Here is a 15,528-nt window from a genome sequence, read left to right as displayed (position 1 = left end):
TCAAATGGTCCAGCCGCCGTCGATGCAGACAGCCTGTCCTGTGGTATAGCTTGCCCCCGCCAGATACACGGCGAGATCGGCGATTTCCTCGGCCGTGCCAATCCGTCCCATGGGCTGACGCGCAATGAAATCGCTGCGCGCCTTGTCATAATCGCCGGTCGCCGCCAACCGCTCATCCAGCGACGGCGACTGCACGGTGCCGGGGCAGATCGCGTTGCAGCGCACATTGCTGGCGACGAAATCGGCGGCGACTGCCTTGGTCAGACCAAGAACGGCGGCCTTGGTGGTCGAATAGGCGAAGCGGTTCGGCACGCCTTTGATCGAACTCGCGACCGAGCTCATATTGATAATGCAGCCCCCGCCCTGCTTTACCATGCCGGGCAGCACGGCGCGGATGGTGCGGATCATGGATTTCACGTTCAGATCGACGGCAAAGTCGAAATCCGCATCGCTCATCTCCAGCACATTACCGGCATGGACGAAGCCCGCGCAGTTGAACAGGATATCCACCCGCCCGATCTCGCCCACCAAAGCGTTGACGGCATCGGCGTTCAGCACATCCAGCCTATGCGTCGTGATCCCCTCCAGCCCCGCCAGCCCGGCCTCGTTGATGTCGGTCGCGTGTACGGTGGCACCGGCACGGGCGAATGCAAGCGCCGTGGCGCGGCCAATGCCCTGAGCGGCTGCGGTGATGAGGACCGTCTGTCCGGTAAGGTCGGTCATGCCGCCTCCTTCCTTTCGATGACATAGATATGTTCGCAGACCAGCACGACCTGGTCATTCTGGTTCAGCACTTCGACCTTTTCAAACAGACGCCCGACATTGGCGCGTTTGGGATCGTCCTCCTTGCGGGCGGCGGTGACGCGGGTGCGGATCGTATCACCGATAAACACCGGCTTCACGAAGCGCAGCCGGTCGTAGCCGTAAGAGAACGCAACCGGGTTGATGACCGTCGCCGTCAGCCCGATGCCGATGGCGAAGACCATCGTGCCATGCGCGATGCGCTGCCCGAATTCGCTTTTCGCCATGAACTCGGCGTCCATGTGATGCGGGAAGAAATCGCCGGTATGCCCGGCATGGACGACAAAATCGGTCTCGGTGATGGTCCGCCCGAAGGTCTCGCGGCTTTCGCCGATCTCGATATCTTCAAAGTAGCGCGTGATTTCCATTATGGGAGTCCTTCAATCGGCGTGGCCGGACGCGCCGACGACGCATATGCCGCCTCGACCAGAGCCATGGTTTTCCAGCCGTCCTCGACCGGCGAAATGAGATCCTCATCGCCCGATACGGCGCGTTGCAGATTATGCATCCGGCCCGTGAAGGCGTCAGGGAACCATGATCCCGACAGGGGAACATCCATCCACTCGCCGTCTTTGGGGCGGATCTGAAGAATATCCGGCTCCCCCTTCGGGTAGTCCAGATTGACGCCGAATTTCAGATAGGCGGCACCTTCGGTCCCCGCGACGCGCATTTCGCAGGCCTGATGCGGGCGGCCGAAATTCCAGTCGTGATTGACCGACAAGGTGCAGCGCATGCGGTCGCCGTAATCCAGTATCGCCGATGTTCTGGTCTGCGCGACCGCATGGCCCGGATGGCCGATGGTTTTCGCGTGAACGCCTGCCGGATCGCCCAGCAACATACGGATACTGTCGAGGTAATGGATCGAATGCATGGTGATCTCGATCCGCGGCAACCCGTCGAGGAACTGCCAGAGGCTCCACGGGGTCGCCATCACGCCATGCATCTCCACATCGACGATCTCGCCCAGCCAGCCGCGCGCGACCGCGTCCTGCAAGGCGACCATCATCGGCGCGAAACGAAGCTGAAAGTTGACGGCTGTCAACAGCTTGCGGTCACGGCAGATCGACAGGATCTCCGTCGCCCCGGCAAGCTCCATCCCCATCGGTTTCTGGATCAGGGCGGGCGCGCCTTCGGGCAGCGCCGACAGGATCCCCGCATGGGCCTTGGGTGGCGTCGCCAGATCGAACACCGCGCCCTTGACCGACGCGGCTTCCTGAACGGAGGAAAACACGCGATGCCCGAGCGAGGCCGCCTTGTCCTGATCGGGATCATAGATGCCGGCAATCTCGTACCCGCCCTTCGCATAGGCGGGCAGATGCGCATCGCTGACGATGGAACCTGCGCCGAATATCACAATGGGCCGCTTCGTCGCCGGTTCCGGCCAGTGCTGGCGCAGGTCAGAGGGGCGGGCGTCACTCATGGAAAAAGACCTCCTCCATCGGCGCCCACCATTCGCCGTCTGCGGCGCTGTCCAGCGGGCGCTGACAGGGCTTGCACACGGCCCACCAATCCTGCGTCACCGGATCGGCGGCCATTTTGGCCTGATCGGCCTCCCAATCGGTGCCGTGATATTCGAAATGCGAGAACAGCAGATTTTCCGGCTCCCGCAGATAGATCACATAATTCCTGATATTGCAGGTGGTGATGGTCTTCAGCACACCCGGCCATGCGGCGGCGTGGAGTTCCTTGTATTCCGCGATCTTCTCGGGGCGGAGCGCGATGACGGAGCCCATGCGGATCATGTCGAAGCCTCGGTAATGGTTTGCGTGAATTCGGAAATCGCCCGGCTGTTGATCGCGTCCCAGTCCCAGTCGATGCCAAGCCCCGGCGTCTCGGGCGCGATTGCCTGTCCATCGGTGATGGTCAGCCCGGTCTGGGTGATCTCGTCCAGCTGCGGGATATATTCGACGTAGCGGCCATTCTGCACCGCGCAGACAAGGCTGACATGCAGCTCCATCAGGAAATGCGGACAGACCGGAATATCGAAGCCCTCGGCCATATGCGCGACCTTCAGCCACGGCGTGATCCCGCCGATCCGGCCCGCATCGACCTGAATGATACCGCAGGCGTCGCGCGCGGCATATTCAGCGAAATGGCGGATGGAATAGAGCGATTCACCAATCGCAATCGGGGTTGCCGAAGCCTGCGCCAGCGCGACATGCCCGGCAATGTCATCGGCAGGCAGCGGCTCTTCGATCCAGGCCAGCCCGAACGGTGCCAGAGCGTCGGCCCGACGGCGCGCCGTGTCGCGGGCAAAGCCCTGATTGGCGTCGGTCATGATCTCGTAATCATCGCCCACAGCCTCGCGCAGCGCCGAGAGCCTCGCGACATCATCGGCCAGCACCGGCCTGCCGATCTTCACCTTGGAGCCGGTGAAGCCCAGCGATTTCGCGTTCAGCGCATCCTCCACGATGGTCTCAACCGGCAGATGCAGCCAGCCGCCCTCGGTCGTGTAGCAGGGTGCGGAGCGCCGCGCGCCGCCTGCCATCCGCCACAGCGGCAGCCCCGCCTTGCGGCAGCGCAGATCCCAAAGCGCGGTATCAATCGCGGCCAGCGCAATCGAGGTGATGGCCCCGATGGTGGTGGCGTGGGTCATGAACTCCAGCTCATGCCAGATCGCCTCCACCTCCGTCGCGTCACGACCGATGATCCGGGGGCAAAGATGATCCGCCAGCAGCCGCATCACCGACGAACCGCCCGTACCGATCGTGTAGGAATACCCCGTCCCCTGTGCGCCGTCGCTGTCGGTGATCGTCACCAGCGGGGTTTCCTGGGTCACGAAGCTCTGGATCGCGTCCTGACGCTCAACCTTGGGGGCGAGATCGACCATCGCGATCTCGATGCGTTCGATTCTGGCCATCAGGCTTCCCTCAGGCTCAGGCCGCTTTGCGCATCGAACAGATGGGCGCGTGACATGTCGAAATTGAATTCGAGCACCTCCCGACGCCCGAGCGCACGGGGGTTGAGCATCCGGCTGGTCCATTCCTTGCCGCCGAAACGGACGAACAACAGCGTCTCATTGCCGAGCGGTTCGGTCAGTTGCACCTCCATCGGTCTTGTCTCGACCGCCTCACCGACATGCAGACCGTGGCCGACCGGATAAACGTCGTCCGGGCGCAGCCCGAATGTCACCCGCTGCCCGTCCTGTACCGTGGCGCGGAACTGTTCCGGCACGGCCATCGTCTCGCCTTCCGCGAAATGCAGTTGCCCGTCACGGATATCAGCCTCCACCATGTTCATCGGCGGCGAGCCGATAAAGCCCGCGACAAACTGCGTGGCGGGAAGATTGAACACCTGATCCGGGGTGCCCGCCTGTTCGATCAGCCCGTCACGCATGATGACGATCCGGTCGGCCAGCGTCATCGCCTCGATCTGATCGTGGGTGACGTAAACCACCGTCGCGCCGAGCCGCGCGTGGAGTTTCTTGATTTCCGTGCGCATCTGTCCGCGCAGCTTCGCGTCGAGATTGGACAGCGGTTCATCGAACAGGAACACATCCGGGTCGCGCACAATGGCGCGTCCCATGGCCACGCGCTGCCGCTGCCCGCCCGAAAGCTGGGCCGGGCGGCGGTCCAGCAGCGGCTCGATCTCCAGCGCGCGGGCGGCCTCGGCAACCGCCGCCTCTATCTCCTTCTCCGGGCGACCGGCGATTTTCAGGGTGAAGCCCATATTCTCGCGCACGGTCATATGCGGGTAGAGCGCGTAGGACTGAAACACCATCGAGATATTGCGCTGTCGCGGCGGCAGATCATTCACCACACGCTCGCCAATGATGATGTCGCCGCCGGAGATTTCCTCCAGCCCCGCGATCATCCGCAGCGTCGTCGATTTGCCGCAGCCGGATGGCCCGACAAGTGCGACGAACTCCCCGTCATGCACGTCCAGATCCAACCCCTTTACCGCGTGATAGGCGCCATAATGCTTGTCCAGCTGCGAAAGCCTGAGATCGGCCATATCGGTTATCCCTTGATTGCGCCCGACGTCAGGCCGGAAACCAGATGTTTCTGCACTGCGTAGGTCAGAAGAAGTGCCGGCACGATCATGACCACGGCCAGCGCGCACATGCCGCGCCAGTCGATCGTGAATTCGGCGGTATAGTCGAGAAGCCCGACCGGCAGCGTCTTGCTGTTGGTCGAACGCGTCAGTTGCGAGGCGAGGGCGAATTCGTTCCACGCCGTCAGAAAGGCAAAGATCCCCGCACTCGCGATCCCCGGTCGCGCAAGCGGAAACTCCACCCGCCAGAAGGCCTGCCAGCGAGTGCAGCCGTCAATCTGCGCCGCCTCAGCCAGATCCTTCGGCACCTGCCGGAAGAAACCGTCGATCAACCAGATGGTGAACGGCACATTCATCGCGACATAGGCCAGGATCAGCCCGAAATGCGTGTCGATGATACCGATCTTCGCGTAAAGGAAGAACAGCGGCAGCGACAGCGCAATGCCCGGCACCGTCCGCGTCAGCATCAGCCCGACAAACCAGCCCGATTTTCCCGCGAAACGGTATCTGGCAAAGGCATAACCGCCCGCCATCCCGATGGTCAGCGCAATCACCGTCGAGGTGACGGCGATGATGATCGAGTTGCGGAAATATTCCAGCACCGGAATACCGCCCGCACCGACGCCGGAGAACATCGCGACATAGGCATCGAAATTCAGCTCGCGCGGAATCCAGACCGGCGGCTTGGCCATGATCTCGACCGTTGGTCGGAGCGAGTTCAGCACGATCCACAGCCCCGGCAGGCAGATGATCGCCATTGCGAGGAACAGCGCGAAATTCAGCGCCCAGCGGGTGATCTGTTTCTTGATGCGTGAGGATCTGTTGGCGTCCATGATTACCACTCCGCCGCAATCTGTTCGCGCGCCTTGGAAAGCTGGCGGAAGAACAGCAATGTGAATACGATGGACAGAAGGATCGCGATATAGGCCATGGCATTGGCCATCCCCATCTTCGCATCCGAATAGGCGGTCCGCGAAATCAGCGTCCACAGCACCTCGGTGCGCCGTGCCGGGCCGCCATCGGTCATGATCTTGATGATGTCATAGGCCCGCGCGACATCCAGCGACCGGATGGTCATGGCGATGAAGGCGAACGGCATCAGGAACGGCCATGTCACATAGCGGAAGGTCTGCCACGGCGTGCAGCCATCCACCCGCGCCGCCTCCAGCGGATCACGCGGCATCGCCATCAGCCCGGCCAGAATGAAGATCGCGAATACAGCCGTCGACGACCAGATCTCCGCCACCATGATCGAGAAGAAGGCGAGGTTCTGGTCGATCAGCCACGGGATAGCCTGGTCGGTCAGGCCCAGCGATTGCAGCGCGTTGTTGACCAGCCCGACATTGTCATTGAACATGAATTTGAACTGGAACCCGACCAGCACCGGCGAGAACATCATCGGAAACATCATGATCGTGCGCAGGATGCGCTGTCCCCGGCTGGCCCGCTCGATCAGCATGGCAAGGCCGAGACCCAGCACCATTTCCAGATTGAGCGCCACGGTCAGCAGCAGCACTGTCCGCCCGAATGCCGACCAGAACTCCGCATCAGCCAGCAGCCGGGCGTAATTCCTGAAACCGATGAATGTATAGATCGTATCGGGTCGCGTGAGGCGGAACGGGGTGAGGCTGGACCAGAGCGACAGGGCCAGCGGAATGACCACGATGGCCGCCAGAATGAGTATCGCCGGCAGAAGCAGCAATATATGGGGTGGTAAGCGCCAGGGCTTCATCTGTTTTCCAGAACATCAGGGGCAAGGGCGGGGGCCGGGATACGGCCCCCGCGGGGGGTAAGCTTACAGCTCGCCGGCGTCCTGAAGGATCATCGTGGCCTCTTCAGCCGCGGTATCGAGCGCTTCCTGCGCGGTCTTGTCGCCCAGGATCGCGGCCTGAAGCTCGGGGTAGACCACATTGGTGATCTCGATCCAGCTTGGCGTGCGCGGCACCGGATAGGCGCCTTCGGCGGCAATCTGGAACGCACGCAGCGCCTCGCTGCGATAATCATCGCCCTCGGCTTCCGCGATAATGTAATCCCAGACCGCGCTGCGCGTCGGCAGCGGCCCGGCAGAGCTTTCCAGCTTCTGGCTGTCCTCATTGGTCAGGAACCAGACGAGGGAAGCCGCCGCATCCGCATTCGCGCAATCCTCGGTGACGGAGAAACCGTGGAAGCCCGACCAGCCCGAGCGCGCGCCCGACGTGCCTTTCGGCGGCGGCGCGACGCCGACATTGCCGGCGATCTTGCTGGATTCGGGATCGTTGAAGAAGCCCATCCAGCCCGGCCAGTCATGGTTGATTGCCACCGTGCCGGAGGCAAAGCCCTGCCCGAGATCGTCCCAGAGGTAATTCGGAACCCCGTTCGGCACCGCCTTCGCCTCATACAGATCGACGAACCACTGCAACGCCGCCACCCCGGCTTCGGAATTGAAGGCCGGCGCGCCGTCGGCATCGAGGAATTCGCCGCCATTGGCCTTCAGGATTTCATAGAACCGCCCGGCAATGGCCTCTTCCTTGCCCGCATATTGGGTGCCGTAGAAATCCGGCGGGTTGGCAAAGAACTTCGCCTGATCCGCCAGTTGCTCCCAGCTGTCCGGCGGGGCGAGCTCATAGCCGTATTCCTCCTGGAACGCGGTCTTGTTCGCCTCATCCTCGTAGAGCGATTTCTGATAATACACCGCAGATACGTCGAACTGCGCGCGCGGCAGCATCACCAGCTTGTCGTCCAGCGTCGCGGCATCGAGCGTCGCGGGCACGAAACCGGCAAGCGCATCCTCCGGCAGCAGCGCCCTGAGATCCTGATAAATGCCCGGATATTGCGGCGCGAAGGACGAATGGTTGGAGCCGACGCACCAGCCCAGCTGGCCGGTCGCGATGTCGGATTTGATTTCGCGATCAAGCTCGAAATGGTTCTTCTTCGAGATCACGTCGACCGTCGCACCCGTGGCCTCCTGCCATTCATTGATGCGGGCATAAAGCGCCTCATATTGCTGGCCGCCGATCAGCTTGGCCTGAATGGTCACGCCGTCGAACGATCCCGGCAGATCCTGTGCGCCGGCGATACCGGCGGCGAGCGCGCCGCCTGCAAAAAGCGGTATGGTCGTAAGCAGTTTCATTTTACCCTCCCTGTGGTGCCTGGTGGCTTTGATTGGCAGCATCACCTATAAGCATCCTGTTTACATACAAATTCAAAAGCAGATTTCTGTCAATAAACTTCTGGAATATCTTGGTATTCCGTCGTATATGAATGTGCCTATTTATGGAGTAACAATGTCAGACGATGATCGGTACCGCGCGCCCGCGCTTGATAAGGGGCTGGATATTCTTGAACTTCTTGCCGGTATCGACGGCGGCCTGACCCAGGCAGAGATTGCCAAACATCTGGATCGCAGCCCGAACGAGTTCTACAGGATGCTCGACCGGTTGCAGAAGCGCGGCTATGTCACACGGATCGAGGGCGACCGGTTTGCACTGACGCTGAAGCTTTTCGGCCTCGCACAGCTTCACGCGCCGACACGGCGGCTGGTCAGCTATGCCACGCCGCTGATGCGCGAACTGGCGCATCGCACCCGGCAGGCGAACCAGTTGGCGGTTTTCGATCGCGGGCAGGTGGTTGTCATCGCGCAGCAGGAAGCGCCGGGATATTGGGGCATCAGCATCCGCGTCGGCTCCCATATCAGCCTGTTCGATACAGGCTCTGGCCATGTGTTGCTGGCGTTCAGCTCTCCCGAAAGGCGGGCGATGATGATCTCCGAAAACCGGATTGATCGCAGCAAGGATATCCCGGCCTCTCTGGCGAACCGGTTTCAGCGTATCCGCGAGCAGGGATATGAAAGCATGCCGTCAGCCCAGACGGCGGGGGTCTTCAACCTGTCGGCCCCGGTCATTGCCAGCGACGGTTCCGCCATCGCAGCACTGACCGTGCCCTATCTGCCGCTGGTGAACGTACCCGACGCGCCGGATATGTCGGATTGCACGCATATGCTGGTCGAGACCTGTGCGGTTCTGTCCGACATGGCCGACACGGGGACAAAGCAACCATAGAAAAAAGCCCGGCCCGACAGTCCGGCGGAGGAGGAAAATGGATATTCTGGATACGCATCTTCATCTCGTGGATCGCGGCGTGCTGCGCTATCCGTGGCTCGATGGCGCGGGAGAACTGGAACGCGACTGGAGCTACGGCGAATATGCCACGGAGGCTGCCAAATGCGGCATCACACGCGCCTTGCATATGGAGGTCGACGTCGCCCCCGACATGATCGCCGCCGAGACGGATTTCATCGAAAGCCTGCCGCCGCATGAGGACGTGCCGATTGTCGGCGTCATCTCCGCCTGCCGACCCGAGAATGACGGTTTCGCAGCAGAGGTGGAGCGCGCCCTTGCGCATCGCCTGATCGTCGGTTTCCGCCGCGCGCTGCATGTGGTCCCCGACGAAGTCTCGCAAACCGGGACCTTCCGGCGCAATATCCACAGCCTCGGCCGCGCCGGTCTGCCATTCGACATCTGCGTGCTGGCCCGCCAGCTTCCGCTTGCAACGGAACTCGTCGCCGCCGCACCCGACACGCAATTCGTGCTGGATCATTGCGGCGTGCCCGACATCGCAGGCGGCGCGTTCGACAGCTGGGCGGCAGACATCACCCGCCTGTCGCAGCATGAGAATGTCAGCGCGAAAATCTCCGGCATTCCCGCCTATGCAAGCGCAGGCTGGGCCGCAGATGACTTGCGCCGCTGGACAGATCATATCGTCGAAAGCTTCGGGTTCGACCGGCTGGTCTGGGGCAGCGACTGGTTCGTCTGCACATTGGGCGGCGGTCTGACGAAATGGGTCTCCGCCGCGCGCGAGTTATTCGCCGATGCCTCGGAAGACGAGCAGCGCGCCCTGTTCTCCGCCAATGCCGCCCGCATCTGGAAAATCGCCTGACCCGGCCCGCCCGGCAGCCCCCCTGCCGGGCCCACGCCTGCGCGCAGTCTGTTACGCCGCGCCCGGCCCGAATGTCTGGTCGAACAGCTGCTGAAGATCGTCCACGGCTCGCCCGAAATCACCATGCTTCAGCGCCGCAACGATCCGCTCTGACGCCGCCTGCTGAAACGGCATGTAACCGTCATGGCGCGGACGCAGCGAGGCTGCCTCCAACGTGCGGATCGTGCCCGAGTAGAACCCGCCAGCCGCCGCATCGACCGCAGGATCAATCCATGCCTGCCGATGACCGACCTGTCCCCCGGCCCGTGCGTAAACGCCACGCTGCATGGCAGAGCCAGCTACGGTTTTTGCAAAATCGACCGCATGGTCGATATGCTTGCCAAAAGCCGAAACCGCGATCCCCGTTCCCCCAAGTGCCGAACCTTTGACCCCGGCGCAGGGCGCCGTTTCAGGAATGTCGTGGAAGGACAGTCGTGGCCCGGCGGTGCCGCTCAGCGCATAGCTGACATAGCCGTAGATCAGCGGCACGCAGGCGATGTCATTGCCGCTGACCATCCGCTCGAAAACCGCGATCGGGTCCATGTCGTAACAGGCCGGATCGACCAGCCGCGCCAGCCGTGCAAGTCGGTCGAGCGCCTGAATGCCAGCGTCCCGGTCGACGAATTGCCCCGGCCCGTCATTGTGGCAGACATGCCCGGCATTGGCGGTCAGGGTGAAGAAACACATCAGCACATGCGGCGCGCGCAGCGGCAGCGCGACCCGGCCCTGCCGCGCCAGTTCCAGAACCTCATCCCAGCCGGTCAGCGGCCCGCCGATCAGATCCGGGCGGATCGCCTGCACCTGCGCGGCGGCATCAATCGGATAAGCCCATTGCTGTCCGCCCCAATTATAGCTGGGATAAGACTGGCCCAGACTGCCCCCGGCGATGTCGGGGAGGTCAGGCAGCGGATGCAGACAGCCCTCGGCCGTGATCTGGCCGACATGGGGGTGATCCACCACGATCAGATCATATTGCCGCGCCAGCTCCTCCACCGGGTAGCTCTCAAAATCCTGTAACGAGCGCTTGTCCCAGTCGATGCCGACCCCGGACAGCGCCGACCATTCACGGGTCACGGCAACCATCGGATCATAGCCGCGCGGGTGGTTCCAGGTCATGCCCTTGAGTGTGGTCACAGATTGAACTCCTTCCGGATCCTGTCGGTATCCGCGCCGACCTTGGGTGCTGCCAGCGGATTTGCCGGCCGGACACCGTCAAGCGTCAGCGGCGTACGGGTGGTCTCGATGCGGATGCCGTCGCTGCGGGTCACCGTCTGCAGCATGTCCAGCTCCGCAAAGCCCGCGCTGTCGAGCAGTGATGGCCAGTCCATCACCTCCGCACACCAGATATCGGCGGGTTGCAGAACCGACAGCCAATGCGCCACCGTCTCCTGCCGCAAATGCGCGGCGAGTGCGGCCTTGATGTCGTCTCGGTGGCGGAACCCGGCGTCGGGGCTGCCCCCGGTCAGATCAGACATCCCCAAAAGCGCGAACAGGGCGGGCAGCGGCGTCATCGCAAGCGCCAGATAGCCATCGCTGCATTCGTAAACCCCGTAAGGCGCCGACAGGTAAGCATGCGCACTGTTTCGCGCCGCCCGCCGGGGTGTCCGGCGCCCGTCATTGAGATAGGTGGTCAGAACCTCGAATTGCAGATCGACCAGCGCCTCCATCAGACTGGTTTCCACCAGCCGCCCCTTGCCCGAAACGCCCCGACCGACCAGTGCCGCCAGAATGCCCTGGCTGAGCGCCACCCCGGCCATCATATCGGCAACCGCCAGCCCCATCGGCACTGGCCCCTGTCCTTCATCGCCGGTCAGCCACATCAGACCGGAGCGCGCCTGCGCCAGCAGATCCTGCCCCGGCAGCCCGACCCAAGGCCCGCTTGTGCCGTATCCGCTGATCGAGCCATAGACGATGCGCGGATTGATCGCCCGCACCGACTCCCAGTCCAGCCCCATCCGCGCCGCCACACCGGGCCGGAAATTCTGGATCACCACATCCGCCTGGCTGAGCAACGCCTTCAGCGCCGCCAGATCCGCCGGGTCTTTCAGATCGAGCGCAATGCTCTCTTTCCCCCGGTTGATGGCATGAAAGATGGTGCTGTCGCCCCCGACCTCCGTATCGGACAGGTAAAGCTGCCGCGACAGATCGCCTTGCCCCGGTCGTTCCACCTTGATCACCCGTGCCCCGAGATCCGAAAGCCGCAGCGAACAATACGGCCCTGACAGGAACTGACTGAGATCGACAACGACGATGCCGCTGAGCGGGAGATCCTGAAGGGGTCCAGCCTCGGTTTCCGATTGCTCGCTACTCAATTGGTCTGCTCCCTCAGCTTATCTCCTCGCACGCTAGATTATTCATCAGTGCCTGACAAGTTCATATGTAAATTTTATAGGATGGTTCAGATTGTGGCCTTGATGGGCGATTTGCGGCAGGTTGCGGACAGTGTCATCTTTCGCTGGCTGGAGCTGGAAAATCGCGATGAAATAGTTCCTCTGATCGATCTTTATGCGATCCCTTTCTGTCTGGAGGTGACGAATGAAGCGATGACAGGGGACGGAGCCAGTTGCAGAGCGGAGCTAACCCCGTTGCGCTTGGCGTTATTCTGGGTCCGCTGATCGAGAGCAATCTGCGGCTGTCGCTGCTGCTTGATGTGAGGGGCGAGTATATCCTGTTCACGCGACCGATCTGCATGGTGTTGATCGCCCTGCTGATCCTGACGGTCGCAGTTCCGCCGGTTCTGAAAAAACTCACGCGACGATCTGCCGGGACGCCTACCGAATAGGGCGGTCGCCGGGAAAAGACCCTGCTGCAGAGTGCGGCCATTATCCGGGTCAGCTCAGGTTGCCAGCGACCGTTTCAGGACAATCACTGTCAGCGGAAGTTGATGGCTAGGCGTTTGTGATCCGCTGCTCTTTCGTTGATCAGCAGGGGTTTGGCCTGCTCTTCCCAGATTTGCGCAGCGTGTTTTCTCGCCACACCGGACTGATGTGATCGTGGGTCAATCGCGGGCTGCGATCATCAATAAGTGCCGCGATCTTTGCGGGTGTAAGTGGCATCGAGGAGACCTGCTTGCCGGTTGCATTGGCGACAGCGCAGCCGATCGTTGCCGCGACATTGAGGATCGGAATTTCACCCGCCCCTTTGGCGCCGAACGGGCCAATCGTCGGTGCGCCTTCATAGAGGTCGAACTCGACCGGAATGCTGTCGGATGCGAGCGGCAGAAGATAGGTCTCGAACCCGGTCTGATCGAAAGCGCCATGCTCGTTGATGGTGATTTCCTCGTGCAGCGCATAGCCGAAGCCTTGAACGACGCCGCCCTGAATCTGGCCGTGAATGGCCCTCGGGTTCAGCGCCCGACCGACATCCTGCACGACGCGATAGGACAGAATATCGACCTTTCCGGTATCGGGATCGATTGCCAGTTCACAATTATGGACCGCAAAGACTGGCTGAATCGCGTCGATGAAATGGCCGAAGGCGCAGCCGGGCTTGCTTTCGAAAGGCGGGGTGGTGAAGGCGCCGCTGCCCGATACCGGGCCGAAACGGGCCTCGGTCTCGGCCACGACCTTCTGGATCGTCGTTCCGGAGCCCGGACGGTCCCGGATTTCGATCCGTCCGCCGGCAAGGACGAGATCCCGTGGCGGGGTTTGCAGCATTTCGCTTGCTACTTCGAGCAGCTTGTCGCGGACCACGGCGCAGGCGGCCTCGCTCGCGGCACCGATGGAAACCGTCGTGCGCCCGCCGCCGACGCCCAGATCGCGACCGGCACCGTCCGTATCGGCGGCTTTGACGATCACATCCTTTGGCGAAATGCCCAGATTGGCGGCCACGATCTGCGGCAGGGCCTGCATCATCGTGCCCTGACCGATCTCGACCCCCGATGTGACCAGCGTGGCGCTGCCATCGTGGTTCAGGTTCACCGTCGCTGCCGACGGGCCGACGAAGATAAACCAGGTGCCGACCGTCGTTGCCTCCCCATAAAGGCGGTTGCCTGCCGTCTGTTGGTGAGAGCCGCTGCGGGCGCGCAGCGTGTCCATGCGGTCGAGCATCGGGCGCAGCACCTCGCCGTCATAGACCTGCCCGGTGGCGGCAAGATCCTGATCGCCCAGAACATGACGACGGCGATATTCCATCCGGTCCATGCCAATCGCATCGGCGATTTCATCCGTGTGCCGTTCGAGGGCGAAGATGTTATAGACGCCGTTACAGGCACGGAACGCCCCGTTCGGCGGGGTATTGGTATAAACCGCCCGGCTGACGATCCGCACCGCGCCAAGCCGATAATTACCGCCAAGCGTATGCGTGGTCATGGTGGTCAGAAACACCTGCTCCCCGCCATAGGCGCCGCAATCCATCAGCACCGTGGCTTCGCGGCCCACGATCTCGCCATCCGAGGTCACGGCCGAGCGGATTTTGATCTCCGCATTCTCACGCGACAGGCAGGTCATCTGTTCTTCGCGGCGGGTGTTGATGATGGACACGCTGCGCCCGGTCATGCGGGCCAGCACGGCGGCGCATGGCTCGATAGAGGCATCGAATTTCAGCCCGAAACCGCCGCCCACTGCCGGTACGGTCACGCGCACATCTGACTCGGGAACACCCAGCACACGCGCCGTGACCGCGCGAACCGTCCACGGCACCTGCGTCGAGGCGTGCACATGGAACCGCCCGTCCTCGTAGGACACGACCGCCGCGCGCGGCTCCAGCGGGACATGGCTCTGCCGGCCAACCTCGTAGCAGCCCTCCACGATGGTGACATCGTCGCGGGCAAAGGCCGCATCGGCATCGCCGCGTTCGACCACGGCCTCCCAGGCGATATTGCCGCCCCGGTCGGCGCCTTCGAGCAGGACTTCATAGTCCTGCCACTGCGGATGGATCAGCGGCGCGTCATCGGCCAGAGCCTCGGCCATCGTCAGAATGGCGGGCAGCGGTTCGAGGTTCAGTTCGATGGCCTCAATTGCGGCGCGGGCCTGTTCCAGCGTATCGGCGGCAATGGCGGCAATCGGCTCGCCATGATAGCGGACGACATCTTTTGCCAGCAGCGGGTGGTCGGCGATGCCGATGCCGTAAAGACCCGGCACATCCTCCGCCGTAGCGATGGCGCGGACACCGGGCATCTTGCGCGCCGCCTCCACATTGAGCGCGACGATCCGCGCCGAGGCCTTGTCGGAGCGCAGCAGCGCGGCATGCAGCACGTCGGAGCCGCCGGTATCGACCGTGAACCGGGTCCGACCCGTCACCTTGTCACGCGCATCGCGGCGCGGGAAATTCATCACGGCCTTATCGGCAATCGTCTGATCTGACATCATCCTGCGTCCTCTTGCGCCATCACGACAGACATTGCTGCATCAACGATGCGCTCGTACCCGGTGCAGCGGCAGGCATTGCCGACCAGAGCGTATTTCACAGCGTCGCGGTTGGCTGAGGGGTTGTCGCGCAAATAGGTGCTTAGCGTCATGACCATGCCGGGAAAGCACATGCCGCATTGCACAACGTCCTCGTCGATAAAGGCCTGCTGAACCGCATTCAGCGTTGCCCCGTCCGATATGCCTTCAATGGTGACAATGGAACGGCCCTCCAGCTTGCCCACGGGCAGCAGGCAGGAGGACATCGGCTTGCCGTCGACATGGACGGTGCAGGCCCCGCAGAAGCCCTCGCGGCAGACATCCTTTGTGCCCGTCAGGCGCAGTTCGCCCCGCAAGGCATCGAGCAGGGCGGTTCGCGGGTCACAAGTGAGAATGCGCTCCTCGCCATTGATTTTCAGGCTCGTGGTCACGTCCG

Annotated in this window: 16 protein-coding genes; 3 read left to right on the top strand and 13 right to left on the bottom strand. The window is 62.5% G+C overall.

Going from position 1 to position 15,528, the window contains the following annotated elements:
• From PAF12_RS13550 to PAF12_RS13510, 9 genes are all read right to left on the bottom strand, one after another.
• Positions 1-723, bottom strand: coding sequence for an SDR family oxidoreductase (locus PAF12_RS13550; RefSeq protein WP_271107513.1), 723 nt, complete (start codon positions 721-723; stop codon positions 1-3).
• Positions 720-1,169, bottom strand: coding sequence for a MaoC/PaaZ C-terminal domain-containing protein (locus PAF12_RS13545; RefSeq protein ID WP_271107512.1), 450 nt, complete (start codon positions 1,167-1,169; stop codon positions 720-722). The genes PAF12_RS13550 and PAF12_RS13545 overlap by 4 nt, the downstream gene beginning before the upstream one ends.
• A complete protein-coding gene (locus PAF12_RS13540) occupies positions 1,169-2,221 on the bottom strand; it encodes a Gfo/Idh/MocA family protein (RefSeq protein WP_271107511.1) in 1,053 nt (350 codons plus the stop codon). The genes PAF12_RS13545 and PAF12_RS13540 overlap by 1 nt, the downstream gene beginning before the upstream one ends.
• On the bottom strand, positions 2,214-2,543 hold the full coding sequence (locus tag PAF12_RS13535; RefSeq protein ID WP_271107510.1) for an L-rhamnose mutarotase: 330 nt from the start codon (positions 2,541-2,543) through the stop codon (positions 2,214-2,216). The genes PAF12_RS13540 and PAF12_RS13535 overlap by 8 nt, the downstream gene beginning before the upstream one ends.
• Positions 2,540-3,661 (bottom strand): mandelate racemase/muconate lactonizing enzyme family protein, encoded by a 1,122-nt coding sequence (locus PAF12_RS13530; RefSeq protein WP_271107508.1) that lies wholly within the window; start codon positions 3,659-3,661, stop codon positions 2,540-2,542. Before PAF12_RS13530 ends, PAF12_RS13535 begins: the two co-directional genes overlap by 4 nt.
• A complete protein-coding gene (locus PAF12_RS13525) occupies positions 3,661-4,755 on the bottom strand; it encodes an ABC transporter ATP-binding protein (protein ID WP_271107506.1) in 1,095 nt (364 codons plus the stop codon). The genes PAF12_RS13530 and PAF12_RS13525 overlap by 1 nt, the downstream gene beginning before the upstream one ends.
• Before the next feature lie 5 nt (positions 4,756-4,760).
• Entirely contained in the window at positions 4,761-5,627 is an 867-nt protein-coding gene (locus PAF12_RS13520; RefSeq protein ID WP_271107504.1) for a carbohydrate ABC transporter permease, read from the bottom strand.
• 2 nt (positions 5,628-5,629) lie between these two features.
• Entirely contained in the window at positions 5,630-6,526 is an 897-nt protein-coding gene (locus PAF12_RS13515) for a carbohydrate ABC transporter permease (protein WP_271107503.1), read from the bottom strand.
• Between the two features lie 63 nt (positions 6,527-6,589).
• Complete coding sequence (locus tag PAF12_RS13510; protein WP_271107501.1) at positions 6,590-7,903, bottom strand: sugar ABC transporter substrate-binding protein; 1,314 nt, start codon at positions 7,901-7,903, stop codon at positions 6,590-6,592.
• Between the two features lie 154 nt (positions 7,904-8,057).
• Here PAF12_RS13510 and PAF12_RS13505 point away from each other — a divergent pair, with 154 nt between their 5' ends.
• On the top strand, positions 8,058-8,831 hold the full coding sequence (locus PAF12_RS13505; protein ID WP_271107500.1) for an IclR family transcriptional regulator: 774 nt from the start codon (positions 8,058-8,060) through the stop codon (positions 8,829-8,831).
• 37 nt (positions 8,832-8,868) lie between these two features.
• Positions 8,869-9,708: an amidohydrolase gene (locus PAF12_RS13500; protein WP_271107499.1), complete on the top strand. Its 840-nt coding sequence runs from the start codon at positions 8,869-8,871 to the stop codon at positions 9,706-9,708.
• 51 nt (positions 9,709-9,759) lie between these two features.
• Here PAF12_RS13500 and PAF12_RS13495 read toward each other — a convergent pair whose 3' ends face one another.
• Both PAF12_RS13495 and PAF12_RS13490 read right to left on the bottom strand, forming a co-directional pair.
• A complete protein-coding gene (locus tag PAF12_RS13495) occupies positions 9,760-10,881 on the bottom strand; it encodes an extracellular solute-binding protein (protein ID WP_271107497.1) in 1,122 nt (373 codons plus the stop codon).
• A complete protein-coding gene (locus tag PAF12_RS13490; protein WP_271107495.1) occupies positions 10,878-12,059 on the bottom strand; it encodes a CaiB/BaiF CoA-transferase family protein in 1,182 nt (393 codons plus the stop codon). The genes PAF12_RS13495 and PAF12_RS13490 overlap by 4 nt, the downstream gene beginning before the upstream one ends.
• A gap of 251 nt (positions 12,060-12,310) precedes the next feature.
• Between PAF12_RS13490 and PAF12_RS13485 the strand changes: the two genes are divergently transcribed.
• Positions 12,311-12,529, top strand: coding sequence for a hypothetical protein (locus PAF12_RS13485; RefSeq protein ID WP_271107493.1), 219 nt, complete (start codon positions 12,311-12,313; stop codon positions 12,527-12,529).
• A 139-nt stretch (positions 12,530-12,668) separates the two neighbouring features.
• Here PAF12_RS13485 and PAF12_RS13480 read toward each other — a convergent pair whose 3' ends face one another.
• Both PAF12_RS13480 and PAF12_RS13475 read right to left on the bottom strand, forming a co-directional pair.
• Positions 12,669-15,053: a xanthine dehydrogenase family protein molybdopterin-binding subunit gene (locus PAF12_RS13480; RefSeq protein WP_271107491.1), complete on the bottom strand. Its 2,385-nt coding sequence runs from the start codon at positions 15,051-15,053 to the stop codon at positions 12,669-12,671.
• Positions 15,053-15,523: a (2Fe-2S)-binding protein gene (locus tag PAF12_RS13475; protein ID WP_271107489.1), complete on the bottom strand. Its 471-nt coding sequence runs from the start codon at positions 15,521-15,523 to the stop codon at positions 15,053-15,055. The genes PAF12_RS13480 and PAF12_RS13475 overlap by 1 nt, the downstream gene beginning before the upstream one ends.
• Positions 15,524-15,528 lie beyond the last annotated feature (5 nt).

The organism is Paracoccus sp. SCSIO 75233 (assembly GCF_027912675.1).
In the GTDB taxonomy this organism is placed as follows: Bacteria; Pseudomonadota; Alphaproteobacteria; order Rhodobacterales; family Rhodobacteraceae; genus Paracoccus.
This window is presented reverse-complemented; position numbering and strand designations above follow the sequence as displayed.

Bases quoted from the DNA above. Each gene is read 5' to 3' on its own strand.
- PAF12_RS13500 (WP_271107499.1), top strand. From the start codon at position 8,869: ATGGATATTCTGGATACGCATCTTCATCTCGTGGATCGCGGCGTGCTG.
- PAF12_RS13480 (WP_271107491.1), bottom strand. From the start codon at position 15,053: ATGTCAGATCAGACGATTGCCGATAAGGCCGTGATGAATTTCCCGCGC.
- PAF12_RS13535 (WP_271107510.1), bottom strand. From the start codon at position 2,543: ATGATCCGCATGGGCTCCGTCATCGCGCTCCGCCCCGAGAAGATCGCG.
- PAF12_RS13510 (WP_271107501.1), bottom strand. From the start codon at position 7,903: ATGAAACTGCTTACGACCATACCGCTTTTTGCAGGCGGCGCGCTCGCC.
- PAF12_RS13530 (WP_271107508.1), bottom strand. From the start codon at position 3,661: ATGGCCAGAATCGAACGCATCGAGATCGCGATGGTCGATCTCGCCCCC.
- PAF12_RS13525 (WP_271107506.1), bottom strand. From the start codon at position 4,755: ATGGCCGATCTCAGGCTTTCGCAGCTGGACAAGCATTATGGCGCCTAT.
- PAF12_RS13545 (WP_271107512.1), bottom strand. From the start codon at position 1,169: ATGGAAATCACGCGCTACTTTGAAGATATCGAGATCGGCGAAAGCCGC.
- PAF12_RS13515 (WP_271107503.1), bottom strand. From the start codon at position 6,526: ATGAAGCCCTGGCGCTTACCACCCCATATATTGCTGCTTCTGCCGGCG.
- PAF12_RS13550 (WP_271107513.1), bottom strand. From the start codon at position 723: ATGACCGACCTTACCGGACAGACGGTCCTCATCACCGCAGCCGCTCAG.
- PAF12_RS13505 (WP_271107500.1), top strand. From the start codon at position 8,058: ATGTCAGACGATGATCGGTACCGCGCGCCCGCGCTTGATAAGGGGCTG.
- PAF12_RS13520 (WP_271107504.1), bottom strand. From the start codon at position 5,627: ATGGACGCCAACAGATCCTCACGCATCAAGAAACAGATCACCCGCTGG.
- PAF12_RS13540 (WP_271107511.1), bottom strand. From the start codon at position 2,221: ATGAGTGACGCCCGCCCCTCTGACCTGCGCCAGCACTGGCCGGAACCG.